Source organism: Pseudomonas sp. Soil_N_39 (assembly GCF_057655955.1).
The window spans coordinates 44,452-71,065 of sequence record NZ_JBDGLI010000018.1; the positions used below are offsets into that span (position 1 = coordinate 44,452).

A 26,614-nucleotide genomic window follows, 5' to 3' on the forward strand; every position below is an offset into this window, starting at 1 on the left:
CGAGGTGGTTATGCAAGCGCAAACAGCGACACGGCAACACAACATCGGCGGCAGCTTGCGGTTCAACGGGATCGGCAAATCCTTTCCCGGCGTGCAGGCGCTGGCCAATATCAGTTTCGTCGCACATCCGGGGCAGGTGCATGCCTTGATGGGCGAGAACGGCGCGGGCAAGTCCACGTTGCTGAAGATCCTCGGTGGTGCCTACATCCCGAGCAGCGGTGACCTGCAGATCGGCGAACAGACGATGGCCTTCAAAGGCACCGCCGACAGCATCGCCAGCGGGGTGGCGGTGATTCACCAGGAACTGCACCTGGTGCCGGAAATGACCGTTGCTGAAAACCTGTTTCTCGGCCATTTGCCGGCGCGTTTCGGCTTGGTCAATCGTGGCGTGCTGCGCCAGCAGGCGTTGACGCTGCTCAAAGGCCTGGCCGACGAGATCGATCCGCAGGAAAAAGTCGGTCGCCTGTCCCTCGGCCAGCGCCAATTGGTGGAAATCGCCAAGGCCTTGTCCCGTGGCGCCCACGTCATTGCCTTCGACGAACCCACCAGTAGCCTGTCGGCCCGGGAAATCGACCGTTTGATGGCGATCATCGCCCGCTTGCGAGACGAGGGCAAAGTGGTGCTGTACGTCAGCCACCGCATGGAAGAAGTGTTCCGCATCTGTAATGCGGTGACGGTGTTCAAGGACGGTCGTTATGTCCGGACCTTCGAGGACATGAGCGAGCTGACCCACGATCAGTTGGTCACGTGCATGGTCGGTCGCGACATCCAGGACATCTATGATTACCGCCCTCGGGAGCGCGGTGATGTGGCGCTGCAGGTGAAGGGCCTGCTGGGGCCGGGCTTGCGCGAACCAGTGAGCTTCCAGGTGCACAAGGGCGAGATCCTCGGCTTGTTCGGGCTGGTCGGTGCCGGTCGTACCGAGCTGTTTCGCTTGCTCAGTGGCCTGGAGCGCCAGAGCGAGGGAAGCCTCGTGCTGCACGGCAAGGAATTGAAATTGCGTTCGCCCCGGGATGCCATCGCCGCTGGCGTGCTGCTCTGCCCGGAAGATCGCAAGAAGGAAGGCATCATCCCGTTGGGCAGCGTGGGCGAGAACATCAACATCAGTGCGCGCCCGGCTCATTCCACCCTTGGCTGCCTGCTGCGCGGTGATTGGGAGCGGGGCAATGCCGACAAGCAGATCAAGTCGCTGAAGGTGAAGACCCCGGCGGCCAGCCAGAAAATCATGTACCTGTCCGGCGGCAATCAGCAGAAGGCGATTCTCGGTCGCTGGCTGTCGATGCCGATGAAAGTCCTGCTGCTGGATGAACCGACCCGTGGCATCGACATCGGCGCCAAGGCGGAGATCTACCAGATTATCCACGACCTGGCGGCCGATGGCATCGCGGTGATTGTGGTGTCCAGCGACCTGATGGAAGTGATGGGCATTTCCGACCGAATCCTGGTGCTCTGCGAAGGGGCCATGCGCGGCGAGCTGCCGCGTGACCAGGCCAATGAATCCAACCTGCTGCAACTGGCGCTGCCGCGCCAACGCGTTGCCGACGCGGCGAACTGAGAGGTAAATCATGACCATTCAAAACAATGCACTGCCAACGGCACGCAAACCCCTGGACCTGCGCCGTTTCCTGGATGACTGGGTCATGCTGCTGGCGGCCATCGGTATTTTCGTGCTCTGCACCTTGATGATCGACAACTTCCTGTCGCCGCTGAACATGCGCGGCCTGGGCCTGGCGATTTCCACCACCGGCATCGCCGCGTGCACCATGTTGTATTGCCTGGCGTCCGGGCACTTCGACTTGTCGGTCGGTTCGGTGATCGCCTGTGCGGGCGTGGTCGCGGCGGTGGTGATGCGCGACACCAACAGCGTATTCCTGGGTGTCAGCGCGGCGCTGGCGATGGGGCTGATCGTCGGCCTGATCAACGGCATCGTCATCGCCAAGCTGCGGGTCAACGCCTTGATCACCACCCTGGCGACGATGCAGATTGTCCGGGGCCTGGCCTACATCTTTGCCAACGGCAAGGCGGTGGGTGTGTCGCAGGAATCGTTCTTCGTGTTCGGCAACGGCCAATTATTCGGTGTGCCGGTGCCGATCCTGATCACCATCGTCTGCTTCCTGTTTTTCGGTTGGCTGCTGAACTACACCACCTACGGGCGCAACACCATGGCCATCGGTGGCAATCAGGAAGCGGCGTTGTTGGCAGGGGTGAACGTCGATCGTACCAAGATCATCATCTTCGCCGTGCATGGCTTGATCGGCGCCTTGGCCGGGGTGATCCTGGCGTCGCGCATGACCTCAGGCCAACCGATGATCGGCCAGGGCTTCGAGCTGACCGTGATCTCGGCCTGCGTACTGGGCGGGGTGTCGTTGAGCGGCGGCATCGGCATGATTCGTCACGTCATCGCCGGCGTGCTGATTTTGGCGATCATCGAAAACGCGATGAACCTGAAGAACATCGACACCTTCTACCAATACGTCATCCGCGGCTCGATCCTGTTGCTGGCGGTGGTGATTGACCGCTTGAAGCAACGCTGAAGCCAGAAATCGCTGGCGACTGATCTACTGCTATCGCGAGCAAGCTCGCTCCCACAGGTATTTGTGTCAGAGCTCAGAACCTCGGCACAGTGCAGAACCAGTGTGGGAGCGAGCCTGCTCGCGAAGGCGTCGGCACATCCAACATCTTCTAACCTGACCCACCGCCATCGCGAGCAAGCTCGCTCCCACAGGGTTTTTGTGTCAGGGCTCTGAACCTCGGCACAGTGCAGAACCAGTGTGGGAGCGAGCTTGCTCGCGAAGGCGTCGGCACATCCAACATCTTCTAACCTGACCCACCGCCATCGCGAGCAAGCCCGCTCCCACAGGGTTTTTGTGTCAGGGCTTTGAACCTCGGCACAGCACAGCCCCCTGTGGGAGCGAGCTTGCTCGCGATAGCGTCCTCCCTGATGCCAACCATCACCCCGCCTTGCGCAACGCTTCGACCAACTCCTGTTTGCGCATCTTCGAACGCCCGGGAATATTTTTCGCCCGGGCCTCCTTCATCAGGCTGTCCACGGTCTGGGTTCCATGGGAGGCTTTGCTGGTGCGGGGGTGACCTTCGCGGGTCTTGGCGGCGCGGCGGGCTGATTCCTTGCGGTCGGTTTTCTTGGCCGCCGCCGGCTTTTCCTGGCCTGAGCCACCGGAACGTTCGCCGCCACCGGACTGCTTGTTTACCGTCGCCCAGGCCCGTGCCTCGGCTTCGTTCTCGGACACACCTTTTTTCTCGTAACTCTTTTCAATGTGTTCGGCCTTGCGCTTTTGCTCAGCGGTGTATTTGTCTTTGCTTCCACGAGGCATGGGATGTTCCTCCTCAACTGTCCGGGCAGAGGCTACTGGCTGGCGGCGCCACCTTCAGAGCCCGAACCACCGGTCGTGGTTTTCGAGCCCACCCCGGTCTCGGCGTTATCAGGCGCGGTCGAGTCCGGCGTATTCATGCCACCCTGGCGCCCCGTGTCATTCCCCTGCACGCGCGGATCGGTGCCGGTGCTGGCCGGTGGCTGGCCATTGTTCAGGCCTCCGCCGCCGTTGCCGTCGGTGTTCAACTTGGGCAGGCCTTGCGTGGCGGGGGAGTTGGACTGCTCCACGGGGTCGGTCGGCCCGGTGCCCGAGGTAGAAGCCGCGAAAGCCACCGAGGACAGCAGCGCGGCGAAGGTGAATGCAGTCAGCCTTGAAGTGATCATGGTGTCGCCTCCATTTTTTAGAATGCTTACCTGGTCTTGGGCCGTGGCGGTTTGGGGTTGGTGCCTGGGGCGCGACGAATGGCATTTTGGAAAGAGGCTGGCGTCTGCGATCAAATAGTTGGATCGGGATGTGACGAGCGGCACCTGGCGGCTTAGTATGGCGCTTTCAATTGGCTACAAGGCCTGTTCATGTCGATCGAGATCCGTCCCGCGCAACCCAGCGATGCGCCTCAAATCCTTGCCTTCATCACCGAGTTGGCCGATTACGAAAAGGCCCGCCACGAAGTCATCGCCAGTGTGGCCGACATCGAGCGCAGCCTGTTCAGTGAAGGCGCGACTGCCCACGGGCTGATCTGCCTGCGTGATGGCGTGCCGATCGGTTTCGCGGTGTTCTTCTTCAGCTATTCCACCTGGCTGGGCAGTAACTGCCTGTACCTGGAAGACCTGTACATCACACCCGAACAGCGCGGCGGCGGGGCAGGGAAGACGCTGTTGCGGCATCTGGCGAAGATCGCCTGTGACAACGATTGCGGTCGCTTCGAATGGAGCGTGTTGGACTGGAACACGCCGGCCATCGAGTTCTACAAATCCCTCGGCGCGCAACCACAGGAAGAGTGGGTGCGCTACCGAATGGACGGCAAGGTGCTACGGGATTTCGCGAACGGCAATTGAGATTCACGAGTAGGCGTTGGATGCGTACTCGGCAAATCCGGGGCGCTGTTCGAGCCGCTTGCAATAAGCGGTCACCGCTGGATAGACCGGGCGTTCCATGGGGGTCTGGCGCCAGCGATGGGCGGACAGGCCAATGAGCACGTCTGCGAGGGAAAATGCCGTACCGGCCACGTAGGCGCCGGTGCGGTTCAACTGCTGCTCCAGCAAACCCATCTTCTCGTTCCAGCCTTTGACGCCGGCAGCGATGAGTTGTGGGTCCTGGAAATCCGGGTGTTTGCGCACAAGTCCGTAGAATGCATCACCCCATGACGGGTTGAGTTCTGTGGCTTGCCAGTCCATCCACTGCTCGACACGCGCGCGGGCGGCAGGTTCGACGGGCAGCAGATCGCTGCGCCCATGCTTGCCCACCAAATAGCGGCAAATGGTGTTCGACTCCCAGAGCACGCCATTCTCATCAATGATCACTGGCACCTGGGCATTGGGATTCAAGGCCAGGAATGCCGGGTCATGGGTCGAGGCAAAGCCGATGCCCCAGTCTTCGCGCTCGTAGGCGATGTCCAATTCCTGGCAGGTCCACAACACTTTTCTGACGTTGATCGAGGAAGTGCGCCCGAGGATTTTCAGCAGTTGTCCCATCACTTTTTCCCTAGTTGTTTGGCGTCCGGTCAGAAAACGTAGCAGGGTCTTGGGCGGATGGCGATTGGCTTTGTCGTTCGCGTATTTTATCCCAATATATGGGAGTGATATTTATATATTGAGATTATGTCGCGCCCGGGTTTATAGTCCGTTTCACTCACTGCCAAAAAACAGAACAGGTGAAGCGGATGCAGGCGCAATTGATCGCGCTCGATTGGGGGACCACCTCATTACGGGCTTACAAACTCGCAGCCGGTGGCGAGGTGCTCGAGCAGCGTTCGCTGTCATCGGGGATCATGCAGTTGCCCTCCGGGCCGCGAAGCGTGGCCGGTCGGGTGTGCATCGACGGTTTCGAACTGGCCTTCGACGAGGCCTGCGGCGACTGGCTCGACGCACAGCCGGGCTTGCCTGTGATTGCCTGCGGCATGGTCGGCAGTGCCCAGGGCTGGCGTGAAGCGCCGTACTGCGACACACCCGCCAACGTCGCCAATCTCGGACATTCCCTACAAACCGTTCGCAGCCTTCGCGGTGTCGATGTGCACATCGTACCGGGGGTGATTCAGCGCTCACGCTTGCCCAATGTCATGCGCGGCGAAGAAACCCAAGTGCTCGGTGCCTTGCACAGCCTGCCGGACGAAGCGGTGCTGATCGGCCTGCCCGGCAGTCATTCGAAATGGGTAGAAGTGGCCGATGGCTGCATCGTGCATTTCGATACCTTCATGACCGGCGAGATCTTCGCCGTGCTCAGCGACCACAGCATTCTCGGCCGTACCCAGCAACGGAATGTGACGTTCGATGGCGCGGCCTTTGATCGCGGCGTGCAGGTAGCGTTATCGGTAGACGGCCAGATCGGTCCGTTGTCCACCGTGTTCAGCGCCCGCAGCCTGGGCTTGACCGGCGAGCTGGCGGCCAGCGCCCAGGCGGACTACCTCTCGGGCCTGTTGATCGGCCATGAACTGACGGCGTTGGCCGAGGTACAGCGCCGGCGCCGCGACAGCCTGCACCTGCCGACGGTGGTGCTGATCGGCAACTCCCAACTCTGTGTCCGTTATCAACGGGCCCTCGACGCCTGCGGCTTCGCCCGGGTGGTCCTGGCCGAACAGGCCACCGAACGCGGTTTGTGGCAACTGGCCGTGGCGGCCGGGTTGCTCGATTCCACCGTCCCCTGAACCTGACTGGAGGTCTGACATGCTCACACAAGCACTGGCGCACAACGGGCTGATCGCGATCCTGCGGGGTCTGCGTCCCGAAGAGGCGGCGGCCATCGGCGAAGTCCTGTACAGCGCAGGATTTCGCGTCATCGAAGTACCGCTCAATTCCCCCGAGCCGTACGAAAGTATCCGCATCCTGCGCAATACCTTGCCCGCTGATTGCCTGATCGGTGCCGGCACCGTGCTCACGCCGGAACAGGTCGAGCAGGTGAGAGCCGCCGGTGGTCAAGTGATCGTCATGCCCCACAGCGATCCGAAGGTGCTGCGCGCGGCGAAAGCGGCGGGCTTGTACCTGTCGCCAGGCGTCGCCACGCCCACCGAAGCCTTTGCCGCATTGGCCGAAGGCGCCCATGTGCTGAAGATGTTTCCCGCCGAGCAAATGGGCCCGGCGGTGGTCAAGGCCTGGCTCGCGGTGCTGCCGGCCGGGACCGTGCTGGTGCCGGTGGGCGGGATCACACCGGACAACATGGCGGTGTTCGTCGAGGCTGGCGTCAAGGGTTTCGGCCTCGGCTCCGGGCTGTTCAAGCCGGGCCTGACAGCGGATGAAGTGGCGGTACGCGCCAAGGCCTACGTGGCCGCATGGAATGCCTTGAACTGAAGACTTTTCCAGCGCTCCGTGCGCTGCATCTGACAAGAGAGACAACAAGATGAAAATCACCAAGCTGACCACGTTTATCGTTCCGCCGCGCTGGTGCTTCCTCAAGGTCGAAACCGACGAGGGCGTGACCGGTTGGGGCGAGCCCGTGGTCGAAGGCCGTGCCCACACGGTGGCGGCTGCCGTTGAGGAATTGTCCGACTACCTGATCGGCAAAGACCCACGCAACATCGAAGACATCTGGACCGTGCTCTATCGCGGCGGCTTCTACCGCGGTGGTGCTATTCACATGAGCGCCCTGGCCGGCATCGACCAGGCGCTGTGGGATATCAAGGGCAAGGCCCTGGGCGTGTCGGTCAGTGACCTGCTGGGTGGCCAGGTGCGGGACAAGATCCGTGTGTATTCGTGGATTGGCGGCGACCGGCCGGCAGATACCGCCCGGGCGGCGAAAGAGGCGGTGGCGCGGGGCTTCACGGCGGTGAAGATGAACGGCACCGAAGAGCTGCAGTTTCTCGACACCTTTGAAAAAGTCGACCTGGCCCTGGCCAACGTGGCGGCGGTGCGCGATGCCGTCGGGCCGAACGTCGGCATTGGCGTGGACTTCCACGGTCGTGTGCACAAACCGATGGCCAAGGTGCTGATGAAGGAGCTCGACCCGTACAAACTGATGTTCATCGAAGAGCCGGTGCTCAGCGAAAACTACGAAGCCCTCAAGGAGTTGGCGCCGCTGACCAGCACCCCGATTGCCCTGGGCGAGCGGTTGTTCTCGCGCTGGGACTTCAAACGGGTGCTCAGCGAAGGCTACGTGGACATCATCCAACCGGATGCGTCCCACGCCGGCGGCATCACCGAAACCCGCAAGATCGCCAACATGGCCGAAGCCTACGATGTAGCGCTGGCGCTGCACTGCCCGCTGGGCCCGATCGCCCTGGCGGCGTGCCTGCAACTGGATGCGGTCTGCTACAACGCGTTTATCCAGGAGCAAAGCCTGGGCATCCACTACAACGAGAGCAACGACCTGCTGGATTACATCAAGGACCCGCAGGTGTTCGACTACGACAAGGGTTTCGTGAAGATCCCCAATGGTCCGGGCCTGGGTATCGAGATCAACGAGGAATACGTCATCGAACGCGCCGCCATCGGCCACCGCTGGCGCAACCCGATCTGGCGCCATGCCGATGGTAGTTTTGCCGAGTGGTGAGTCACGCCTGATCCACCCAAAGTCCCTGTGGTCCTGTGGTGAATGCAAAGCTCATGCGCACCCCAGGTCCCCTGTGGGAGCGAGCTTGCTCGCGATGGCAATGTATCAGTCACACATGCACCAACTGACACACCGTCATCGCGAGCAAGCTCGCTCCCACAGTTTGATCTTCGCAAGCAGGGAGATCTTCTTCGATGCGCCCGTTTCCTCAATAAACATAAAAAGAGGCACCTCACATGCAAGCGCACACCCTGAGCGCGCAAGCGTCGTTGGTGACGCCCAGCCGCAAGCGTTTTTTCATCATGGCCCTGCTGTTCATCACCGTGGTGATCAATTACCTGGACCGCAGCAACCTCTCGATTGCCGCCCCTGCGCTGACCAGCGACCTGGGCATCGATCCGATCCACGTCGGGCTGATTTTCTCGGCGTTCGGCTGGACCTACGCCGCCATGCAGATCCCCGGTGGCTGGCTGGTGGACCGGGTGCCACCGCGTATTCTCTACAGCGTGGCATTGCTGTTGTGGTCGGTGGCCACGGTGATGCTGGGGTTCGCCGCCAGTTTCATCGCGCTGTTCGTGCTGCGCATGGCGGTGGGTGCCCTGGAAGCGCCGGCTTATCCGATCAACAGCCGCGTGGTGACCACCTGGTTTCCCGAGCGCGAGCGGGCCACGGCCATCGGTTTCTACACCTCCGGACAGTTTGTCGGCCTGGCCTTCCTGACGCCGGTATTAGCCTGGCTGCAACACGCCTTCGGTTGGCACATGGTGTTTGTCGCCACGGGCGCGGTGGGCATTCTCTGGGCGCTGATCTGGTACGCGGTGTATCGCGAGCCCCGGGATTTCAAAGGTGCCAACGCTGCCGAAATCGAATTGATCCGCGAAGGCGGCGGGCTGGTGGATATCCAGGCCGATACCGCCAAGGCCAAGGCGAAATTCAGCTGGGCGGACCTGGGGATCGTCCTGACCCAGCGCAAACTGTGGGGCATTTACCTCGGTCAGTTCTGTCTCAACTCTACGTTGTGGTTTTTCCTGACGTGGTTCCCGACCTACCTGGTGAAATATCGCGGCATGGACTTCATCAAGTCTGGCCTGCTGGCGTCGTTGCCGTTCCTCGCAGCGTTTGTCGGCGTGCTGTGCTCCGGGTTTTTCTCCGACTGGTTGATTCGCCGCGGCGCCACCGTGGGGTTCGCGCGCAAGCTGCCGATCATCGGCGGGTTGCTGATCTCGACCTCGATCATCGGCGCCAACTTTGTCGAGTCGACGCCGCTGGTGATCGCTTTCCTGGCCCTGGCGTTCTTCGGCAATGGCCTGGCGTCGATCACCTGGTCGCTGGTCTCGACCTTGGCGCCGGCCCGACTGCTCGGGCTGACCGGCGGGGTGTTCAACTTCATCGGCAACCTGGCGGCCATCGCCACGCCGATCGTGATTGGCTTCCTCGCCAGCGGCGATTCATTCGCCCCGGCCATTACCTATATCTCTGTCCTGGCATTGGCTGGCGCGCTGTCCTACATCCTGCTGGTCGGGAAGGTCGAGCGCATCGAGTTGTAGTCCTACGGGGCGGGCGACCATAATGCCGCCCGTTTCCCGCTCACTGTTGAAGGCCGGCTATGCAGCAAGACGATCCAAAAATCACCAAGGACGCCGCGCCCACAGGCACGCAAACATTGCTGCGTGGCCTGGGCGTGGTCCAGGCGGTCGCCAGCGGTGCTCGTGACTTGAAGGAAATCGCCCGGCTGATCGGCACCACCCGCAGCACCACCCATCGCCTGGCCAGTTGCCTGGTGGACGAACGTTACCTGCGCGTGGTGCCGCAAGTGGGTTACCTGTTGGGGCCAAAGTTGATCGAGCTGGGCTTCCAGGCCCGGGAAGAGTTGCCGCTGGTGAGCCTGGCGGGGCCGTACCTGGACGAGCTGTCGGCGCTGACCGGAGACACCGTTCACCTGGCGATTCGCGAGGGCGACGAAGTCTTGTACCTGCTGAAGAATCCGGGGCGTAACGGCCCGGAAATGCGCTCGCGCGTAGGCCATCGCATGCCGTTGGCGCGCACCGGGATCGGCAAGGCGCTGATGCTCGATGACACTCAGGAACAATGGAAGCGGCTGTATGAAATCAGCCTCCCGGCGGGTGGGAAGAATCAGTTCTGGCCCCAGCATCAGGAGCAATCCTGGGAACAGTTCCAGCAACGGATGGTGGAGTACGTGGCGGGGGGCTATGCCTTCGACCTGGAAGACAACGAACCGTCGATTCGCTGTGTGGCGGCGCCGATCCGTGACGCCGGCAAGCGTATCGTCGCCGGCATCAGTATCGCCAGCACCGTGCCATACATGCCGCTGGAAAAGATGGCCGAGCTGATTCCCCTGGTCAAAGGGGTCACAGCCCGGCTGTCGGCGGAACTGGGTGCCAAGGTCTGACGAACGTCAGGCCTTGAGCGTCGCCATGTCGATGACGAAGCGGTACTTCACGTCGCCTGCGATCATGCGGCTGTAGGCTTCGTTGATCTGGCGAATGTCGAGCATTTCAATGTCGCAGCTGATGTTGTGTTCGGCGCAGAAATCCAGCACTTCCTGGGTTTCTGCGATACCGCCGATCAACGAGCCGGCCAGGACACGGCGACCCATGATCAGTTTTGCCGCGTGTACCGGCGGATCGATCGGCTCGACCAGGCCCACGATGATGTGCACGCCGTTGAAACGCAGCGTGTCGAGGTAGGGGTTGAGGTCGTGCTGCACCGGAATGGTGTCCAACAGGAAGTTGAAACGTCCGGCTGCGGCAGCCATCTGTTCGGCGTCGGTGGACACGATCACGTGGTCCGCGCCTTGGCGACGAGCCTCGTCAGCTTTGCTGGCTGAGCGGGTGAAGAGCGTCACTTCTGCGCCCATGGCCTTGGCGAACTTGATGCCCATGTGGCCGAGACCGCCCATGCCTAGCACGCCGACCTTGTCACCGGCCTTCACGCCATAGTGCTTGAGGGGTGAGTAGGTGGTGATGCCGGCGCAGAGAAGCGGCGCGGCGCTGGCCGGGTCGAGTGCGGCCGGGATGCGCAGCACAAAGTGCTCGTTAACCACGATGCTGTTGGAGTAACCGCCCATGGTGTGGCCGCCGCTCACGCGGTCCGGGCTGGCGTAGGTCTGGGTCATGCCTTCGAAACAGTATTGCTCCAAGTCAGCGTGACACGCTTCGCACTCGCGGCAGGAGTCGACCATGCAGCCTACGCCCACCAGGTCGCCAACCTTGTAGCGGGTGACGTCCGCGCCGACGGCGGTGACTTTGCCGATGATCTCATGGCCGGGCATCAGCGGATAAACGGCGATGCCCCATTCATTGCGGGCCTGATGGATGTCGGAGTGACAGACACCGCAGTAGAGAATATCGATCGCCACATCGTCGGCTCGCGGGCTGCGACGCTCGAATTTCATGGGGGCGAGGGGAGTGGTGGCCGACTGGGCGGCATATCCGATGGCTGTGTACATGATGGACCTCGCTAAACAATGAACGGTGAGGCGTCCATTCTGGGAGTCCTGGCGACAGGCGGCGATGGCGATTCCTCCGCCTGTCATGCCTAATCCTCCGGTCTTGGCCAGGATTTGATCCTCTGTGGCGCGAGACCTGCGATGATGGTTTCATCCCCTTTTTCGTGAAGTTTTCACCCATGTTGTTGACCCGCCATCTCGATGCCAACGCCACGTTGGTTTCATTGATAGAACCCTTGGCGACCCGCGACGGTTTCGTCCCGACGCCACTGCCCGGCGTGCATACGCTTCGGGCCAGCCAGGACGTCGCCCGTGGCCCGCAGCTCTACGAGCCGAGCCTGGTGATCATTGCCCAGGGCAGCAAACTGGCGTACCTGGGGCCTCGTACGCTGGAATATGGCGCCGGGCATTATCTGATCCAGGCCTTGCCGGTGCCGTTCGAATGCGAAACCTACGCCATGCCCAATGCTCCACTGCTTGGGGTTTCCGTTGCGATCGATCGGGCGATGCTGGGGGAGCTGGTGCTGGCCATGGGGCTGGTACCGGGTCGGAACCTGGCGCCGCAGACGCCGGAATCGATGACCTGCGCAGTGCTCGATGACGCCATGCGTGGGTGTGTTGAACGCTTGCTGCGCTGCTTGCACGATCCGTTGGAATGCCAGGTCATGGGCCAGGCACGGCTGCGGGAGTTGCTGTTCGTCGCGTTGCGCGGGCCCCAGGCCGATGTGCTGCGGGCACTGGTGGAGCAGCAAGGCCAGTTCGCCCGGATCGCCGTGGCCTTGAGTCATTTGCATGCGCACTTCACCGAGCCGCTGAACGTCGAGACCCTGGCCAGTTGCGCGAACATGAGTGCTTCGACCTTCCATGAGCATTTCAAGCGCAGCACCTTGCTGTCGCCGGTGCAGTACCTCAAGCGGCTGCGACTGCTCAAGGCTCAGCGGTTGCTGCTGATCGAGGGCATGGGCGTGGCCCAGGTTGCACATCAGGTGGGGTATCAGAGCCCGTCGCAGTTCAGTCGCGAGTACAAGCGCTATTTCGAGCGCAACCCCGGGGAAGAGCGCGTGGCGTGATCCACGCAAATCCCTTGTGGGAGCGAGCTTGCTCGCGATGGCGGTGTGTCAGCCGACATCTGTGTTGAATGATAAACCGCCATCGCGAGCGAGCTCGCTCCCACATTTGGACTGTGGTGTGCCTTGAAATGTAGGCAACAAAAAGGCCCCCATTGCGGGAGCCTCGATGTTCAGCGTGTGGCTTACATGTTCGGGTAAGTCGGCCCGCCAGCGCCTTCCGGCGATACCCAGGTGATGTTCTGTGCAGGGTCCTTGATGTCGCAGGTCTTGCAGTGAACGCAGTTCTGGGCGTTGATCTGGAAGCGCTTCTCGCCGTCTTCCTTGGTCACCACTTCGTACACGCCAGCCGGGCAGTAGCGCTGGGCCGGTTCGTCGTACAGCGGCAGGTTCTTGCTGATCGGGATGCTCGGGTCGGTCAGCTTCAGGTGGCAGGGTTGTTCTTCTTCATGGTTGGTACCGGAGATGAACACCGAGCTGAGTTTGTCGAAGCTGAGCTTGCCGTCCGGTTTCGGGTAGTCGATTTTCTTGCAATCGGCCGCCAGTTTCAGGCAAGCGTAGTCAGGCTTGTTGTCGTGCAGGGTGAACGGTATTTTGCCGCCGAAGATGTTCTGGTCGAGCCAGTTGAAGCCGCCACCGATGATCGCGCCGTATTTGTGGATCGCGGCACCGAAGTTGCGGCTGGCGAACAGTTCTTCGTACAGCCAGCTGTTCTTGAAGTTGTCGACGTAGGCGGTCAGTTCGTCACCGCCTTCGGACTCGGCGAACAAGCGATCGGCCACGGCTTCGGCGGCGAGCATGCCGGATTTCATGGCGGTGTGGCTGCCTTTGATCTTGGCGAAGTTCAGGGTGCCGAGGTCGCAACCGATCAGCGCGCCGCCCTTGAAGACCATTTTCGGCAACGAGTTCAGGCCGCCCTTGCAGATGGCACGGGCGCCGTAGCTGACGCGCTTGCCGCCTTCCAGGTACTGCTTGAGCACCGGGTGATGCTTGAGGCGCTGGAACTCGTCGAACGGCGACAGGAAGGTGTTGCTGTAGGACAGGTCGATAATCAGGCCGACCACCACCTGGTTGTTTTCCAGGTGATAGAGGAAGGAGCCGCCGGTGTTCTCGGTGCCCATGATGTCCAGCGGCCAGCCAGCGGTGTGCACCACCAGGCCGGGTTGATGCTTGGCCGGATCGATTTCCCAGATTTCCTTCAGGCCGATGCCGTAGTGCTGGGCGTCGGCCTCGCTGTCGAGGTTGAAACGCTTGATCAACTGTTTGCCGATGTGACCACGGCAGCCTTCGGCGAACAGCGTGTATTTGCCACGCAATTCCATGCCGGGGGTGTAGAGGCCGTCCTTCGGGTGGCCTTCGCGGTCGACACCCAGATCGCCGGTGATGATCCCGCGAACCACGCCGTTTTCGTCGAACAGCGCTTCCTGGGCGGCGAAGCCCGGGTAGATTTCCACGCCCAGGTTCTCGGCCTGCTGGGCCAGCCAGCGGCACAGGTTGCCCAGGGAAATAATATAGTTGCCTTCGTTGTGCATGGTCTTGGGCACAAAGAAGTCAGGGATTTTGCTCGCGGCCTCGGCGTTTCTCAGGACATAAATGTCATCGCGAACGACGGGCGTGTTCAACGGCGCGCCGAGCTCTTTCCAGTCGGGGAACAGTTCGTTCAGGGCGCGGGGCTCGAACACCGCGCCGGAGAGAATGTGCGCACCGACTTCGGAACCTTTTTCGACCACGCAGACGCTGATTTCCTTACCGGCTTCGGCGGCCTTCTGTTTCAGTCGGCAAGCGGCAGACAGGCCAGCGGGGCCGGCACCGACGATGACCACGTCGAATTCCATGTATTCGCGTTCCACAGGCTATCTCCTACTCAAGGCTCACAGTTTTTCTAATTGGAGGTTTGGCGTTGCATCCTTGTTTGCTTCGCAAAAAGCGACGAAATCGACAATGGATGAACCGCGGGTCTCTCTTAAGCGGCGCATTATATCTACACCACTCTCAGGGTCCAATACAAACGTTTGTTTGAAATTGCCGCAGCCCAGATAAATCACTGACGTACGGCTTATGACTGACCATTTTGCCGTATTGACCGGAATAGGCGTTCCGGTCAAGATACGGGCGGTTTTGCGCTCGCCGTAGGCTGACTGTTGGTTTCAAGAGCACCTCTAAAGACAGGGCGAAGGCAGCATAAAGTGACGTATTGCGCGGTTCCGAGGCGCAGTTTACACGCCGCGATAATGAATGACTCATCGGTCATCACTGACCAATGGTCTTCACTCCCGTGAGCAAGGTCATGTGTGGTTCATGCCGGCGTTTTTAGAGGTGCCCTTGCGCCCATGAGCATCAACCGCCAGGTTCGCCTAGGCGACTTTTTTTCACCGGAGAGTAACGAGGAATCCATGAAGGTTCTTGTAGCTGTCAAACGAGTGGTCGACTATAACGTCAAGGTTCGCGTCAAGGCGGACAACTCCGGCGTCGACCTCGCCAACGTCAAGATGTCGATGAACCCCTTCTGCGAAATCGCCGTGGAAGAAGCCGTACGCCTGAAAGAGAAAGGCGTGGCAACGGAAATCGTCGTCGTCTCCATCGGCCCGACCACCGCCCAGGAACAACTGCGCACCGCGCTGGCACTGGGTGCCGATCGCGCCATCCTCGTCGAATCCGCCGAAGACCTGACTTCCCTGGCCGTGGCCAAGCTGCTCAAGGCCGTAGTCGACAAGGAACAGCCACAGCTGGTGATCCTCGGCAAGCAGGCCATCGACAGCGACAACAACCAGACCGGCCAGATGCTCGCGGCATTGAGCGGCTACGGTCAGGGCACCTTCGCGTCGAAAGTCGAAGTGTCCGGCGACAGCGTTGCCGTGACCCGTGAGATCGACGGCGGCGCGCAGACCGTTTCCCTGAAACTGCCGGCCATCGTCACCACCGACCTGCGTTTGAACGAGCCGCGCTACGCGTCCCTGCCAAACATCATGAAAGCCAAGAAGAAGCCGCTTGAAGTGCTGACTCCGGACGCTTTGGGCGTTTCCACCGCCTCCACCAACAAGACCGTCAAAGTCGAAGCGCCGGCTGCACGCAGCGCGGGCATCAAGGTCAAGTCGGTGGCTGAACTGGTCGAGAAACTGAAAAACGAAGCGAAGGTAATCTGACTATGACTATCTTGGTAATCGCCGAACACGATAACAAAGCGCTGGCTCCGGCCACGCTGAACACCGTTGCTGCCGCTGCTAAAATCGGTGGTGATGTCCACGTTCTGGTAGCCGGGCAGGGCGCTGGCGCCGTTGCCGAAGCCGCTGCGAAAATCGCTGGCGTGGCAAAAGTGCTGTCGGCCGACAACGCCGCCTACGCGCATCAGTTGCCGGAAAACGTTGCTCCGCTGGTCGCCGAGCTGGGCAAGGGTTACAGCCACATCCTGGCTGCCGCCACCTCCAACGGCAAGAACATCCTGCCGCGCGTGGCCGCCGCACTGGACGTCGACCAGATATCCGAAATCATCTCGGTTGAAAGCGCCGACACCTTCAAGCGCCCGATCTACGCCGGTAACGCCATTGCCACCGTGCAATCGAACGCTGCGGTCAAGGTCATCACCGTGCGAGCCACCGGTTTCGACCCGGTTGCCGCCGAAGGTGGTTCGGCTGCCGTTGAAGCAGTCGCTGCTGCTCATGACGCCGGCATCTCCAGCTTCGTCAACGAAGAATTGGCCAAGTCCGACCGTCCTGAACTGACCGCGGCCAAGATCGTCGTTTCCGGCGGTCGTGGCATGCAGAACGGTGACAACTTCAAGCACCTCTATGCCCTGGCCGACAAGCTGGGCGCCGCCGTCGGTGCTTCCCGCGCCGCGGTCGACGCCGGTTTCGTGCCCAACGACATGCAGGTCGGCCAGACCGGCAAGATCGTTGCGCCACAGCTGTACATCGCCGTCGGTATCTCCGGCGCGATCCAGCACTTGGCTGGCATGAAAGACTCCAAGGTGATCGTGGCGATCAACAAGGATGAAGAGGCGCCGATCTTCCAGGTGGCCGACTACGGCCTGGTAGCGGACTTGTTCGAAGCCATCCCTGAGCTGGAGAAGCTGGTCTAATCCGGCGTCTTCACTTATAAAGAGCCCGGCCCTTTGGCCGGGCTTTTTATTTTCTGCACTGTTTTTTTCGCTGCAAGGGGAGCATATCGCCATGGATCTGCGTCGTTTGACCGGCTGGTCGTTGCTGTGGACGTTGGCGCTCGTGCCGAGCCTGTCTGTCGCCGCCGGCAAATGTGAACGCCTGATCGCCACCGGCAGTCCGGATGCGCCACCTTACCTCTGGCAAGACCCCCAGGACCCCAAGCACCTGATTGGCGCTGGCGCCGATCTGCTGGGGCACGTCGCGGCGGAGTTGGGGATCAAGATCGAATTGTTGTATGCCGGCAAGCGCGCCCAGGCGCTGGACGAAGTGCGCAGTGGACGCATGGACCTGCTCACCGACGCTCCGCTGACGGTCACCGGGCTGGAGGCGCTGGATTACGTCCATCCGCCCTTGCTGGAAAACGATTACCTTGTCTGGACCCGCCAGGACTCGACTTTGGTCATCAACCAGCCCGAGGATCTTCACGGTCATCCCGGCGCCTTGTCGGAAAAGTCTCGCATGACCCAAGGATTCGGCGTTTTTGCCGAGCAGAAATTGTCCTTGGTGCGCACGCCCAACCTGACCCAGGCCTTTCAGAAATTGCTGTTGGGAGAGGTGGAATATGTCCTGGCGGGGCGCTATTCAGGCCTGGCGATGGCGCAGACACTGGGGATGGCCAGCGACCTGCAAGCCGCGGCACAACCGGTGGACAAACCCGGGTTGTTCCTCGCGGTTTCCCATAACTCCGCCTGCAATGACCCATGGTTACGCGGACAGCTGGCGCAAAAGATGACAGAATTGGCCGCGTCCGGTCTGACGGAGGCTGTGTTGCAGCGCAATCTAGAGCGTTGGAACACACAGTTGCAGCCACCTGTCAGTGCCCCAAAACAGTAGGGAACATTAGTGACTATTCGACCTCTTTTCGCTGCCCTGGCCGTTCTGGCTCTGGCGGGCTGCGCAGCCGATCCGGCGCCGAATGAACAGATCCGCCTGACCGAACAGACACTGGAGCAAGCCCGGGCCGTTGGCGCCACTGCCGACGAAGTGCCCGAATTGAAACTGGCTGAAGAAAAATTCGCCCGCGCCAAATCCAACATGGCCGACGAATCCTACAAGAAGGCGCGCATGCGGGCCGAACAGGCTGAACTCGACGCCCGCCTGGCCGAAGCGAAGGTGCTGACCCTCAAGAGCCAGGAGCAATTGAACGTGCTCGACACCCGCATCAAGCGCTTGCGCAAACAGTTGAGGGAGGACGCCCAATGAAGCACTCCCACGTATTGGGCGGTTTGGTCCTCGCCGGCCTGGCCAGCTTGTATGGCTGCGCCGGCCAGCGCAGCGAAGCGGCGCTCGAGCAGGCCAGCACCGATTTCCAGAAGGTCAAGGAAGACGCCAACGTGTTGCGTGCCGCACCCCGGGACTTGATCCGCGCCGGTGAATCCCTGGCTCGTGCCGATCGCTTGTCCAGCTACTGGGGCAGCGGCGAGGACGTGCAGCATTACGCCTACCTGAGCCAACGCTACAGTGCGATCGCCCGGGAACACAGTAACCAGGTGCTCAACGAAGAACGTGCGGCGAAGCTCGAACTGGAGCGCCAGCGCCTGCAGTTGGCCTTGCGTGAATCCAAGTTGCTGAGTGTGCAGCAGCAGGGCAAATGGCTCGAAGAGCAGATCATGGCGATGGCGACCACCCAGACCGATCGCGGCCTGGTGATGACCCTGGGCGACGTGCTGTTCGACACCGGTGAAGCGGAACTGAAGAACTCGGCCAACCGGGTCGTGCTCAAGATCGTGCAGTTCTTGCAGCTCAACCCCAAGCGCGTGGTGCGTATCGAGGGGTATACCGACAGTACCGGCGGCAAGCAGGAAAACCTCAAGCTGTCCCGCGACCGTGCACAGTCGGTAGCGGATGTACTGGTGGACCTGGGGATTGATGAAAAGCGCATTCAGGTCGAAGGCTATGGGGATGAGTACCCGGTGGACGTCAATGCTTCCGAGCGGGGCCGCGCACAGAACCGTCGCGTTGAAATTGTGTTCTCCGACGAAAAAGGCCAGCTCGGCGCCGCCCGCTAAGGGTTGCGTCACTGGAAAACCCGGCCCCTGTAACAGGCGCCGGGTTTTTTTGGCCCTGCAGTCGACGCAGGATGAGTACAGTTAGAGCTGTCACTCCACTGTACTGTCGAGTAATCTGGCAACTGTCCCAGTACACTTCTAAACTGTTCCGGTATCGTTTCCAACAAGAATAAAATGCCCGTGAAATCGAGTGCTGCGTCATGACCAACCTCCTGCTCTATCAACGTATTGCTCAACAGCTGGCTGAAGACATCCGGCGTGGTGTGTATCAGCCCGGTGAACGCGTGCCTTCGGTGCGCAAAATGAGCTCGCAGCTCAACGTCAGCCATGCCACGGTGCTGCAGGCCTACGCCAACCTTGAAGACCAGGGGCTGATTCGCGCGCGGCCGCAATCAGGCTACTACGTGCACCAGACGCCGGCCCTGACGGCACCGACGCCGGACATTGCCCGGGTAGAGCGTCCGGGGCTGGTGACGCGCAGCAGCATCATCCAGCAGGTATTGGTCGAGTCGCGACGCGAAGGGGTGTTCCCCCTGGGCGCGGCGGTGCCGAGCGTCGACTATCTGCCTGTTCGAGCCTTGCATCAGCAACTGGCCAAGGTCACGCGTTTCCACAGCCCACGGGCGTTCAGCTACATGTTCAGCCCGGGTTTCGAGCCGTTGCGCCGCCAAGTGGCGATTCGCATGCGCGATGCCGGTGTCGTGGTGGACCCTTCCGAGGTGGTGATCACCCACGGGTGCGTCGATGCGCTGCAGATGTCCTTGCGGGTGCTCACGCGGCCGGGGGATTTGATTGCCGCCGAGTCGCCGACCTATTACGGCTTGCTGCAACTGGCGGATCTATTGGGCCTCAAGGTCATCGAGATCCCCAGCGATCCGGTCACTGGTATGAGCCTGGAAGCCTTGCAGTTGGCGGCCAACCAGTGGTCGATCAAGGCGCTGGTGCTGACCACGCGCCTGAGCAATCCGCTTGGTGGCACCATGCCGGAAGAACGACAAAAGCAACTGCTGCGCCTGGCGTCGGACTTCGACATCCAGATCGTCGAGGACGATATTTATGGCGAGTTGATGTTCGAGCAGGGGCGTACCAAGGCCCTCAAGGCCTATGACCGACTGGACCGGGTTATCTACTGTTCGAGTTTTTCCAAGACCTTGTCGCCAGGAGTGCGCATCGGGTGGATGATCGCGGGGAAATTCCAGCAGGAAATCCAGCGGCTCCAGACCTTCAGCACTCACTCGGCGTGCAGCGTTACGCAGATGGGCATTGCCGCCTACCTGGAAAACGGCGGCTATGACCGGCACCTGCGCTATATCCGCCAGGAGTACCGCAAGAACCTCAGTGCCTTCCAACTGGCGGTGCAACAATACTTCCCCGAAGGCACGCAAATGAGCCGTCCCAACGGCGGTTTCATCCTGTGGGTCAGCCTGCCGGGGCGGGTCAATACCCAGGAGTTGCATGTGCGGGCGTTGCAACAAGGCATCAGTATCGCGCCTGGACTGATTTTCAGTAACACCGAGCAGTTCAACCACTGCATTCGCTTGAATTGCGGTACACCCTGGAACCGCGAGGCAGAGCGGGCCTTGATGACGCTGGGGTTGTTGGCGACGCAATTGTGTCAAGAGACCGCCAACGGGTTTCTATAGGAATCAGCGGCTTAGCTTGATGTGCTTGTCAGCGCCTCATTATCAGGCGAGCATGGGGATATCTGCCGTCAGTGCCGTTGTGTCTATGAAAGCCATTGTTCCTGTTGCCTGGGTTTTGATCGGCCTGTTCAGTGCCTTCCAAATGGAAGGCGTCGCCGTGGCGGCTCCGGCGCAGGAAAAACCGGCCGTTAGTGCCACGAAGAATGCGTCGAAAAAAACCGCGGTGGCCAAGAAGCCGTCCGCTAAAAAGGCGGTTGCGGCGAAGAAAAAAAAGCGTGCCCCCATTGCTTCCAAGAGCAAATCCGCCCACCAGATCGCCAAGACCCCATTGCCACCGGCCAAGCTGGACCTGAGCCTGCCCCATGACATGGTCGAGGAACTGCAGCCACCGGGTAAGGTACCGCTGCCCAAGCGGGAACCGCTTTTACCGTCAATGTTCGGAGAGAAACCCGGACCGTTCCAGCTCAATGGCCGGTTGTTGAGCAATGAAATGCAGCTGCCGTTGCGCAATCAGGAGCGCAACGAGGTGGAAGGTGCGGCACTGGATTTCGAGTTCAAGCAGTAAACCTTCCACAGGTATGCAGCTCGTCGCTGACCGTTCGGTCATCTCGCCAAGGGCAAAAAAACACGCAGACGGTAATTTAAAACGAGTGTTTTAGCCGTTACTCTGTGTGCTGTTATTCATCATTACCTGTCGTGAGGATGTTCTCGTCATGAAGTGCCGTGAAGGCTGTGGCGCCTGTTGCATCGCCCCTTCCATCAGCTCACCGATTCCTGGCATGCCCCAAGGCAAACCGGCGGGAGAACGTTGCGTGCAATTGTCAGTCGATAACCTGTGCCGGATCTTCGGCCAGCCGGGGCGTCCGGCGGTGTGCTCGGCATTTGAAGCCGACGTCGAGGTGTGCGGCAGCAGCAGTGAAGAGGCCATCCGGTTGATCGGTTGGTGGGAGCAAGTCACGGCAGCGTAGTGAACGGATCCGAAATGAACGAACTTGGACAATAAGGAAAAGACTATGGGTTCGCTGCATCGTATGGCTGTGTTGTGTGGGTTGACCGTGTTGCTGGCAACGGCCACCGCTCAGGCAGAGGACTGGCAGGTTGCCAAGGAGAAGGACGGCATCAAGGTTTCCCTCAGTGAAGTGACGGGCTCCAAGTACAAGGCCTATCGCGGCGTGACGGTGATGAAAACCACCATGGCCAAGTTGCGGAGCCTGCAGGAGGACGTTGCTGGCGCCTGCGCCTGGATCCATGAGTGCAAGAGCCAGAAACTGCTCAAGCACGAAGGCGACAAGAGCTGGACTTATACCCAATTCAACACGCCATGGCCGGTCACGCCTCGGGACTCGGTGCTGGAAGTCATCACCGAGGAGGGCGCGGACGGCAGCCTGACCCGCAAGCTCAAGGGCTTACCTGAGTATTTGCCTGAGGAGAAGGGCTTTGTGCGTGTGACAAAGGTCGACGGTTTCTGGAAGTTCACTCCCAAGGGCGCGGACCAGGTCGAAGTGATCTATCAAGTGCACACCGAGCCGGGTGGTAGCGTACCGTCCATGGTGGCTAACAAGTTCGTGGTGGATGCGCCGTTCAACACCCTCAAGGCCCTGAAGGAACGCGCCGAAAAGTGATTGGCCAGGTTGCACAAAAGAGACCGCCCTTGAGGCGGTCTTTTCATGTGTGCCGTCCAGGCATCCAGCGGAACGATTATCCAGCCCTCAATGTCGAGATAAAGGTAAGCCAGGCCCTGAATTGATCAAGGAGACACTGATGCAAAAGTGGGAAATCACTTTCATTGACGATCACGGTGTAAAAACCGTTCAGCAATTCGACTATGACCAGAAACCCACCATGGAGCAGGCTGCCCAACTGATTCGCGAAAGATTGCTTCCAGTGCTCAACAAGCTGGATATGAATGACTTGGAGAACCGAACCGAAGACCCGACAGTCAAGAACCTCAAGTCCCAGAACAGCATCGAAATCCTCAGCATTACACCGATTTCATGAAACCTTGCCTGGTCTCGCTTGGCAGTGGCCATCACTTGCGGCTACTCTGCAATTGAGATCAGCGAAAGGATCGCCAAGGTCCGGTCTTGTCAGCTACATGCTTGTGTCCCGACGGCCATTTGATGCCGTATCGCTTGCAGCCTGAGGGCTTCTCGCACGGGAAGACGGAAAGTCTATCCATCGGTTTTAGGAGGACGTTTCATGAGCACAGCCTATCAAGAAGACATCAGCACCAGCGTATTGCGCCGCATGAAAGAAGGCGGTTTCGATTTTTCCCGATTCCATCCCATTGAGTTCTACGCCATTTTCCCGGACGAGGAGCGGGCGCGCAGGGCGGCAGGTCATTTTCGGGGCGAATCGTTGAACGCGCAGATCAGTGCACGGGACGACGGGGCTTGGTCATTGGAACTGAGCCGGGTGATGTATGCCACTTACGATGACATAGGAGACTTCGAGCAAGACTTTGAGGCAGTCGTCGAACCCTTGGGTGGCGTTATCGAGGGCTGGGGTGTCAAGCAAGAGATCCGGCGGCTGCAGGCCTGACAGTCTCTCACCGCAACCACAGCAACGGCTGACCTTTGTGTCGGCCGTTTTCATGTCTGCGGATTACCCGAAAATCCTTGTGGGAGCCGAGCTTGCTCGCGATGACAGTGGGTCAGCTTGCATCAATGTTGAATGCACCGACGCCATCGCGAGCAAGCTCGGCTCCCACAGGGATTTGTGGCAGATGTCGAATATGTGAGTAACACCACCGCCGCCCGGTTTGTACCTAACTGTATCCAGACCGCGCCGCTTCGTTTTTCCATGGCTATGCTCAGGAGAGCGACGCCCCTGCGTCGCAATGAAGCGGGGGCGGCGGGTTGGGGGCATCTGCTGCACTGTAAAAGTGCACGGCCTCTCAATGGAGATTCCAACCCGTTGATCATAAAGCGTTTATGCCGATGGCACGGGGCTTGCGAAGCCTTGCTGCCAGGGTGACAAGGAGTACGGCATGATCCGCAGCGGTTTTGATGAAATGTACGATGCCGACGGCCAGGTCCGCCCGCACTATCAGGCGTTTGCCCGCTGGCTGGCCGAAACGCCCGACGAGTTGCTGGCGCAACGCAGGCGTGAAGCCGACCTGTTGTTTCATCGTGCCGGCATTACGTTCACGCTCTACGGCGACGAGCAAGGGACCGAGCGCCTGATCCCGTTCGATACGATCCCGCGCAGCATCCCGGCCAGCGAATGGCGGGTGGTCGAGCGCGGCTGCATCCAGCGGGTCAAGGCACTGAACATGTTCCTGGCCGACCTCTACCACGAACAACGGATCATCCGGGCCGGTATCATTCCCGCCGAGCAGGTGCTGGCCAACGAACAGTACCAACTGGCGATGCAAGGGCTGGACCTGCACCGTGACATCTATGCGCACATTTGCGGTGTCGACCTGGTACGCGACGGTGACGGCACCTACTACGTGCTCGAAGATAATCTGCGTACGCCCAGCGGCGTCAGCTACATGCTCGAAGACCGCAAGATGATGATGCGCCTGTTCCCCGAACTGTTCGCCGCCCAGCGCATCGCCCCCATCGACCACTATCCGAACCTGCTGCTCGACACCCTGAAAAGCTCCAGTCCGCTGGACGACCCCAGCGTCGTGGTGCTGACGCCGGGGCGTTTCAACAGCGCATTCTTCGAGCACGCGTTCCTGGCCCGGGAGATGGGCGTGGAGTTGGTGGAAGGCGCCGACCTGTTCGTACGGGATGACAGAGTGTTCATGCGCACCACCGACGGGCCGAAGGCGGTGGATGTGATCTACCGTCGCCTCGACGACGCGTTCCTTGATCCACTGGCCTTCAATCCGGATTCGATGCTCGGCGTACCGGGCCTGTTGTCCTCCTACCGTTCCGGCAACGTGGTGCTGGCCAATGCCATCGGCACGGGCGTGGCGGACGACAAGTCGGTGTACCCGTTCGTCACCGACATGATCCGCTTTTACCTGGACGAAGAGCCGATCCTGAAGAACGTTCCTACATGGCAGTGTCGTAATCCTGCTGAGCTTTCCCACGTACTGGCCAATCTTCCCGACCTGGTGGTCAAGGAAACCCAGGGTTCCGGCGGTTATGGAATGCTGGTGGGGCCGGCCGCGACGACGGCGCAAATCGATGCCTTTCGCGAGCGGATCAAGGCCAAGCCGCATGCCTACATCGCCCAGCCGACGCTGTCGCTCTCGACGTGCCCGACCTTTGTCGAAAACGGCATCGCCCCGCGCCACATCGACTTGCGGCCGTTTGTGCTGGCTGGCCGCGAGACCCGCGTGGTCCCTGGCGGGCTGACGCGGGTGGCGTTGCGCGAAGGCTCCCTGGTGGTGAATTCATCCCAGGGCGGCGGCACCAAGGACACTTGGGTGGTCGAGGATTGAGGAGCTGCCATGCTGAGTAGAACCGCCTCGGACCTGTACTGGATGTCGCGCTACCTGGAGCGGGCCGAAAACCTCGCTCGGATGCTCGACGTCAGTTATTCGTTGTCATTGATGCCCCAGGACGGGCGTGGCGACGGCCTGCACGAGCTGGCCATGCCGCTGCTGATTACTGGCACGCTGGACGATTACCGGGAGCGACACGGTGACTTGCACGCCGAGCGCCTGCTGCATTTCTTTGCCCTGGAAGCGGCCAACCCGGCCAGCATCTACAGCTGTCTCGGTTCCGCGCGCGTCAGTGCCCATGCGGTACGTGGTCGAATCACCGCCGACATGTGGGAAAACATCAACGCCACCTGGCTGGAAATTCGCGGTATCGGCGAGCAAGGCTTGAATCGCTACGGCATGAGCCGTTTCTGCGAGTGGATCAAGGAGCGCTCGCACCTGTTTCGTGGCGCGACCTACGGCACCATCATGCGTAACGACGCGTTCCGGTTCATTCGCCTGGGAACCTTTATCGAAAGGGCCGACAACACTCTGCGCTTGCTCGACGCCCGCTACGAAATGGCCGGCGACCAGGCCGACGCGGTCAGCGACGGTACGGCCCACGCCTACTACCAATGGAGCGCGTTGTTGCGGGCCTTGTCGTCCTTCGAGGCCTACACCGAGATCTACCGTGAGGCCCCGGGCGCTCGCCATGTGGCTGAGTTGCTGCTGTTGCGCGCCGACGTGCCGCGTTCGCTGCGCGCCTGTACCGAAGAAATCAACCAGATCCTCGCGAGCCTGCCGGGCACCAACGGCCGGCAGGCACAACGGCTGGCGGCGGAAATGGACGCACGCCTGCGCTACACCGGCATCAACGAAATCCTCGACGGGGGCCTGCATGCCTGGCTCACCGAATTCATCCCACTGGTCCGTGAACTGGGCAATGCCATTCACAGTTCCTACCTGGAGGTCATATGAGACTCTCGATCAGCCACGAAACGGCCTACCACTATGAAGACCAGGTTCGCGCCAGCATCCAGTACCTGCGCCTGACGCCCCACGACAGCGAACGCCAGCATGTGCTGAGTTGGCAACTGGATTTGCCCCGGCCGGTGCGGGCGCAACTGGATCCGTTCGGCAACATCCTCCATGTGCTGACCCTGGATGAGCCCCACGAAACGGTCATCATCGGTGCTCGCGGACAAGTGGATATTGATCCGTTGCGCGAAGCCGAACACGAGAGCCAGTCGGCGCTGCCGTTCCTGCGCTTCACCCGGCTGACCGAAGCGGACGAGGCCCTTCGAACTTTCGCCGCGCAGCAATGCCAGCAGCGTCGCGATCGCACGGCGCTGATCGACCTGATGCACGGGTTGAACCAGCACATGATCTACACCCCCGGCACCACGGCAGTCGAGACCAGTGCGGCCCAGGCGTTCGCCGGTCGTAGCGGGGTGTGCCAGGACCATACCCACGCCTTCCTGGCCTGCGCGCGCAGCCTGGGCGTGCCGGCGCGCTATGTGTCGGGGTATTTGTTCAGTGAAGAGAGCGAGCACCTGGCGAGCCATGCCTGGGCAGAGGCCTGGCTGGACGACGCCTGGTACAGCTTCGACGTGACCAACCAGTTGGCACGCCCGGAGCGTCACCTGAAACTGGCCGTGGGCCTGGATTACCTGGACGCCTGCCCGGTGCGTGGCATGCGCCGTGGCGGTGGTTGCGAGCAGATGCACGCCAAGCTGGTCGTGACACCGGCGCCAGTGATCACGGTGCAACAACAATAACCGCTTGGTGAGCGAGCTTTTGTGGCGAGGGGATTTATCCCCGCTAGGCTGCGCAGCAGCCCTAAAGCAGTGAACTCAAT

General features: G+C 60.8%; 28 protein-coding genes. 23 read left to right on the top strand and 5 right to left on the bottom strand.

What is annotated here, in order from left to right; all coding sequences use genetic code 11:
- Nucleotides 1-10: 10 nt before the first annotated feature.
- Together araG and araH are read left to right on the top strand one after the other, a co-directional pair.
- Complete coding sequence (araG, locus tag AC3A5O_RS22980) at nucleotides 11-1,555, top strand: L-arabinose ABC transporter ATP-binding protein AraG (protein WP_122565876.1); 1,545 nt, start codon at nucleotides 11-13, stop codon at nucleotides 1,553-1,555.
- Between the two features lie 10 nt (nucleotides 1,556-1,565).
- A complete protein-coding gene (gene araH / locus AC3A5O_RS22985) occupies nucleotides 1,566-2,534 on the top strand; it encodes an L-arabinose ABC transporter permease AraH (RefSeq protein ID WP_025214842.1) in 969 nt (322 codons plus the stop codon).
- Between the two features lie 417 nt (nucleotides 2,535-2,951).
- Here the strand turns inward: araH and AC3A5O_RS22990 are convergent, their stop codons facing one another.
- Nucleotides 2,952-3,332 (bottom strand): Rho termination factor N-terminal domain-containing protein, encoded by a 381-nt coding sequence (locus tag AC3A5O_RS22990; protein ID WP_487753768.1) that lies wholly within the window; start codon nucleotides 3,330-3,332, stop codon nucleotides 2,952-2,954.
- Nucleotides 3,333-3,364: 32 nt separating this feature from the next.
- Nucleotides 3,365-3,715, bottom strand: a complete 351-nt coding sequence (locus AC3A5O_RS22995) for a hypothetical protein (RefSeq protein WP_122566326.1) — start codon at nucleotides 3,713-3,715, stop codon at nucleotides 3,365-3,367.
- Nucleotides 3,716-3,904: 189 nt separating this feature from the next.
- Here AC3A5O_RS22995 and AC3A5O_RS23000 point away from each other — a divergent pair, with 189 nt between their 5' ends.
- Nucleotides 3,905-4,387: a GNAT family N-acetyltransferase gene (locus tag AC3A5O_RS23000; RefSeq protein ID WP_014339485.1), complete on the top strand. Its 483-nt coding sequence runs from the start codon at nucleotides 3,905-3,907 to the stop codon at nucleotides 4,385-4,387.
- Between the two features lie 3 nt (nucleotides 4,388-4,390).
- Here AC3A5O_RS23000 and AC3A5O_RS23005 read toward each other — a convergent pair whose 3' ends face one another.
- Nucleotides 4,391-5,023, bottom strand: coding sequence for a glutathione S-transferase family protein (locus AC3A5O_RS23005; protein ID WP_487753769.1), 633 nt, complete (start codon nucleotides 5,021-5,023; stop codon nucleotides 4,391-4,393).
- Nucleotides 5,024-5,211: 188 nt separating this feature from the next.
- Between AC3A5O_RS23005 and AC3A5O_RS23010 the strand changes: the two genes are divergently transcribed.
- The 5 genes from AC3A5O_RS23010 to AC3A5O_RS23030 all read left to right on the top strand — a co-directional run bounded on the left by AC3A5O_RS23010 (nucleotide 5,212) and on the right by AC3A5O_RS23030 (nucleotide 10,440).
- Nucleotides 5,212-6,192, top strand: a complete 981-nt coding sequence (locus tag AC3A5O_RS23010) for a 2-dehydro-3-deoxygalactonokinase (protein WP_305467862.1) — start codon at nucleotides 5,212-5,214, stop codon at nucleotides 6,190-6,192.
- A gap of 19 nt (nucleotides 6,193-6,211) precedes the next feature.
- On the top strand, nucleotides 6,212-6,832 hold the full coding sequence (locus AC3A5O_RS23015; protein ID WP_122566323.1) for a 2-dehydro-3-deoxy-6-phosphogalactonate aldolase: 621 nt from the start codon (nucleotides 6,212-6,214) through the stop codon (nucleotides 6,830-6,832).
- Between the two features lie 49 nt (nucleotides 6,833-6,881).
- Entirely contained in the window at nucleotides 6,882-8,030 is a 1,149-nt protein-coding gene (gene dgoD, locus AC3A5O_RS23020) for a galactonate dehydratase (protein WP_003179439.1), read from the top strand.
- 236 nt (nucleotides 8,031-8,266) lie between these two features.
- Nucleotides 8,267-9,577 carry an MFS transporter gene (locus AC3A5O_RS23025; protein ID WP_487753770.1) on the top strand — a complete coding sequence of 437 codons (1,311 nt, stop codon included), beginning with the start codon at nucleotides 8,267-8,269 and terminating at the stop codon, nucleotides 9,575-9,577.
- Between the two features lie 59 nt (nucleotides 9,578-9,636).
- Nucleotides 9,637-10,440, top strand: coding sequence for an IclR family transcriptional regulator (locus AC3A5O_RS23030; RefSeq protein ID WP_058544290.1), 804 nt, complete (start codon nucleotides 9,637-9,639; stop codon nucleotides 10,438-10,440).
- Between the two features lie 6 nt (nucleotides 10,441-10,446).
- Here the strand turns inward: AC3A5O_RS23030 and AC3A5O_RS23035 are convergent, their stop codons facing one another.
- Entirely contained in the window at nucleotides 10,447-11,499 is a 1,053-nt protein-coding gene (locus AC3A5O_RS23035) for an NAD(P)-dependent alcohol dehydrogenase (RefSeq protein ID WP_122566321.1), read from the bottom strand.
- A 179-nt stretch (nucleotides 11,500-11,678) separates the two neighbouring features.
- On the opposite strand from AC3A5O_RS23035, the gene AC3A5O_RS23040 reads away from it, so the two are divergent.
- Nucleotides 11,679-12,569: an AraC family transcriptional regulator gene (locus AC3A5O_RS23040; protein WP_122566320.1), complete on the top strand. Its 891-nt coding sequence runs from the start codon at nucleotides 11,679-11,681 to the stop codon at nucleotides 12,567-12,569.
- A 182-nt stretch (nucleotides 12,570-12,751) separates the two neighbouring features.
- Here AC3A5O_RS23040 and AC3A5O_RS23045 read toward each other — a convergent pair whose 3' ends face one another.
- Nucleotides 12,752-14,416 (bottom strand): electron transfer flavoprotein-ubiquinone oxidoreductase, encoded by a 1,665-nt coding sequence (locus AC3A5O_RS23045; protein ID WP_122566319.1) that lies wholly within the window; start codon nucleotides 14,414-14,416, stop codon nucleotides 12,752-12,754.
- A 543-nt stretch (nucleotides 14,417-14,959) separates the two neighbouring features.
- Between AC3A5O_RS23045 and AC3A5O_RS23050 the strand changes: the two genes are divergently transcribed.
- The 14 genes from AC3A5O_RS23050 to AC3A5O_RS23115 all read left to right on the top strand — a co-directional run bounded on the left by AC3A5O_RS23050 (nucleotide 14,960) and on the right by AC3A5O_RS23115 (nucleotide 26,534).
- Nucleotides 14,960-15,709 (top strand): electron transfer flavoprotein subunit beta/FixA family protein, encoded by a 750-nt coding sequence (locus tag AC3A5O_RS23050; RefSeq protein ID WP_028620627.1) that lies wholly within the window; start codon nucleotides 14,960-14,962, stop codon nucleotides 15,707-15,709.
- Nucleotides 15,710-15,711: 2 nt separating this feature from the next.
- Nucleotides 15,712-16,641 carry an electron transfer flavoprotein subunit alpha/FixB family protein gene (locus AC3A5O_RS23055; protein WP_305467859.1) on the top strand — a complete coding sequence of 310 codons (930 nt, stop codon included), beginning with the start codon at nucleotides 15,712-15,714 and terminating at the stop codon, nucleotides 16,639-16,641.
- A gap of 91 nt (nucleotides 16,642-16,732) precedes the next feature.
- On the top strand, nucleotides 16,733-17,557 hold the full coding sequence (locus AC3A5O_RS23060) for a substrate-binding periplasmic protein (RefSeq protein ID WP_122568633.1): 825 nt from the start codon (nucleotides 16,733-16,735) through the stop codon (nucleotides 17,555-17,557).
- Nucleotides 17,558-17,566: 9 nt separating this feature from the next.
- Nucleotides 17,567-17,926 (top strand): DUF4398 domain-containing protein, encoded by a 360-nt coding sequence (locus AC3A5O_RS23065; protein WP_487753771.1) that lies wholly within the window; start codon nucleotides 17,567-17,569, stop codon nucleotides 17,924-17,926.
- Entirely contained in the window at nucleotides 17,923-18,732 is an 810-nt protein-coding gene (locus AC3A5O_RS23070; RefSeq protein WP_122568634.1) for an OmpA family protein, read from the top strand. The genes AC3A5O_RS23065 and AC3A5O_RS23070 overlap by 4 nt, the downstream gene beginning before the upstream one ends.
- Nucleotides 18,733-18,932: 200 nt before the next feature.
- Entirely contained in the window at nucleotides 18,933-20,375 is a 1,443-nt protein-coding gene (locus tag AC3A5O_RS23075; RefSeq protein WP_122568635.1) for an aminotransferase-like domain-containing protein, read from the top strand.
- Between the two features lie 85 nt (nucleotides 20,376-20,460).
- Entirely contained in the window at nucleotides 20,461-20,940 is a 480-nt protein-coding gene (locus AC3A5O_RS23080) for a translation initiation factor 2 (RefSeq protein WP_305467853.1), read from the top strand.
- Between the two features lie 148 nt (nucleotides 20,941-21,088).
- Nucleotides 21,089-21,343, top strand: a complete 255-nt coding sequence (locus AC3A5O_RS23085) for a YkgJ family cysteine cluster protein (RefSeq protein WP_122568637.1) — start codon at nucleotides 21,089-21,091, stop codon at nucleotides 21,341-21,343.
- A 45-nt stretch (nucleotides 21,344-21,388) separates the two neighbouring features.
- Nucleotides 21,389-21,997 carry an START domain-containing protein gene (locus tag AC3A5O_RS23090; protein ID WP_122568638.1) on the top strand — a complete coding sequence of 203 codons (609 nt, stop codon included), beginning with the start codon at nucleotides 21,389-21,391 and terminating at the stop codon, nucleotides 21,995-21,997.
- Between the two features lie 139 nt (nucleotides 21,998-22,136).
- Complete coding sequence (locus AC3A5O_RS23095) at nucleotides 22,137-22,373, top strand: hypothetical protein (protein WP_305482354.1); 237 nt, start codon at nucleotides 22,137-22,139, stop codon at nucleotides 22,371-22,373.
- Between the two features lie 201 nt (nucleotides 22,374-22,574).
- Entirely contained in the window at nucleotides 22,575-22,916 is a 342-nt protein-coding gene (locus tag AC3A5O_RS23100; RefSeq protein WP_003179463.1) for a ribonuclease E inhibitor RraB, read from the top strand.
- Between the two features lie 448 nt (nucleotides 22,917-23,364).
- Nucleotides 23,365-24,774 carry a circularly permuted type 2 ATP-grasp protein gene (locus AC3A5O_RS23105; protein WP_487753772.1) on the top strand — a complete coding sequence of 470 codons (1,410 nt, stop codon included), beginning with the start codon at nucleotides 23,365-23,367 and terminating at the stop codon, nucleotides 24,772-24,774.
- Between the two features lie 9 nt (nucleotides 24,775-24,783).
- Entirely contained in the window at nucleotides 24,784-25,734 is a 951-nt protein-coding gene (locus AC3A5O_RS23110; protein WP_122568641.1) for an alpha-E domain-containing protein, read from the top strand.
- Nucleotides 25,731-26,534, top strand: coding sequence for a transglutaminase family protein (locus tag AC3A5O_RS23115; protein WP_305482355.1), 804 nt, complete (start codon nucleotides 25,731-25,733; stop codon nucleotides 26,532-26,534). Before AC3A5O_RS23110 ends, AC3A5O_RS23115 begins: the two co-directional genes overlap by 4 nt.
- Nucleotides 26,535-26,614: the final 80 nt, after the last annotated feature.

Coding starts and splice junctions, on each gene's coding strand:
- AC3A5O_RS23025 (WP_487753770.1), top strand. CDS start 8,267: ATGCAAGCGCACACCCTGAGCGCGCAAGCGTCGTTGGTGACGCCCAGC.
- AC3A5O_RS23075 (WP_122568635.1), top strand. CDS start 18,933: ATGACCAACCTCCTGCTCTATCAACGTATTGCTCAACAGCTGGCTGAA.
- AC3A5O_RS23055 (WP_305467859.1), top strand. CDS start 15,712: ATGACTATCTTGGTAATCGCCGAACACGATAACAAAGCGCTGGCTCCG.
- AC3A5O_RS23030 (WP_058544290.1), top strand. CDS start 9,637: ATGCAGCAAGACGATCCAAAAATCACCAAGGACGCCGCGCCCACAGGC.
- AC3A5O_RS23115 (WP_305482355.1), top strand. CDS start 25,731: ATGAGACTCTCGATCAGCCACGAAACGGCCTACCACTATGAAGACCAG.
- AC3A5O_RS23060 (WP_122568633.1), top strand. CDS start 16,733: ATGGATCTGCGTCGTTTGACCGGCTGGTCGTTGCTGTGGACGTTGGCG.
- AC3A5O_RS23105 (WP_487753772.1), top strand. CDS start 23,365: ATGATCCGCAGCGGTTTTGATGAAATGTACGATGCCGACGGCCAGGTC.
- AC3A5O_RS23085 (WP_122568637.1), top strand. CDS start 21,089: ATGAAGTGCCGTGAAGGCTGTGGCGCCTGTTGCATCGCCCCTTCCATC.
- AC3A5O_RS23110 (WP_122568641.1), top strand. CDS start 24,784: ATGCTGAGTAGAACCGCCTCGGACCTGTACTGGATGTCGCGCTACCTG.
- AC3A5O_RS23015 (WP_122566323.1), top strand. CDS start 6,212: ATGCTCACACAAGCACTGGCGCACAACGGGCTGATCGCGATCCTGCGG.
- AC3A5O_RS23005 (WP_487753769.1), bottom strand. CDS start 5,023: ATGGGACAACTGCTGAAAATCCTCGGGCGCACTTCCTCGATCAACGTC.
- araG (WP_122565876.1), top strand. CDS start 11: ATGCAAGCGCAAACAGCGACACGGCAACACAACATCGGCGGCAGCTTG.
- AC3A5O_RS23080 (WP_305467853.1), top strand. CDS start 20,461: ATGAAAGCCATTGTTCCTGTTGCCTGGGTTTTGATCGGCCTGTTCAGT.
- AC3A5O_RS23000 (WP_014339485.1), top strand. CDS start 3,905: ATGTCGATCGAGATCCGTCCCGCGCAACCCAGCGATGCGCCTCAAATC.
- AC3A5O_RS22990 (WP_487753768.1), bottom strand. CDS start 3,332: ATGCCTCGTGGAAGCAAAGACAAATACACCGCTGAGCAAAAGCGCAAG.
- AC3A5O_RS23035 (WP_122566321.1), bottom strand. CDS start 11,499: ATGTACACAGCCATCGGATATGCCGCCCAGTCGGCCACCACTCCCCTC.
- AC3A5O_RS23050 (WP_028620627.1), top strand. CDS start 14,960: ATGAAGGTTCTTGTAGCTGTCAAACGAGTGGTCGACTATAACGTCAAG.
- AC3A5O_RS23010 (WP_305467862.1), top strand. CDS start 5,212: ATGCAGGCGCAATTGATCGCGCTCGATTGGGGGACCACCTCATTACGG.
- AC3A5O_RS22995 (WP_122566326.1), bottom strand. CDS start 3,715: ATGATCACTTCAAGGCTGACTGCATTCACCTTCGCCGCGCTGCTGTCC.
- AC3A5O_RS23100 (WP_003179463.1), top strand. CDS start 22,575: ATGAGCACAGCCTATCAAGAAGACATCAGCACCAGCGTATTGCGCCGC.
- AC3A5O_RS23070 (WP_122568634.1), top strand. CDS start 17,923: ATGAAGCACTCCCACGTATTGGGCGGTTTGGTCCTCGCCGGCCTGGCC.
- AC3A5O_RS23095 (WP_305482354.1), top strand. CDS start 22,137: ATGCAAAAGTGGGAAATCACTTTCATTGACGATCACGGTGTAAAAACC.
- AC3A5O_RS23090 (WP_122568638.1), top strand. CDS start 21,389: ATGGGTTCGCTGCATCGTATGGCTGTGTTGTGTGGGTTGACCGTGTTG.
- araH (WP_025214842.1), top strand. CDS start 1,566: ATGACCATTCAAAACAATGCACTGCCAACGGCACGCAAACCCCTGGAC.
- AC3A5O_RS23040 (WP_122566320.1), top strand. CDS start 11,679: ATGTTGTTGACCCGCCATCTCGATGCCAACGCCACGTTGGTTTCATTG.
- dgoD (WP_003179439.1), top strand. CDS start 6,882: ATGAAAATCACCAAGCTGACCACGTTTATCGTTCCGCCGCGCTGGTGC.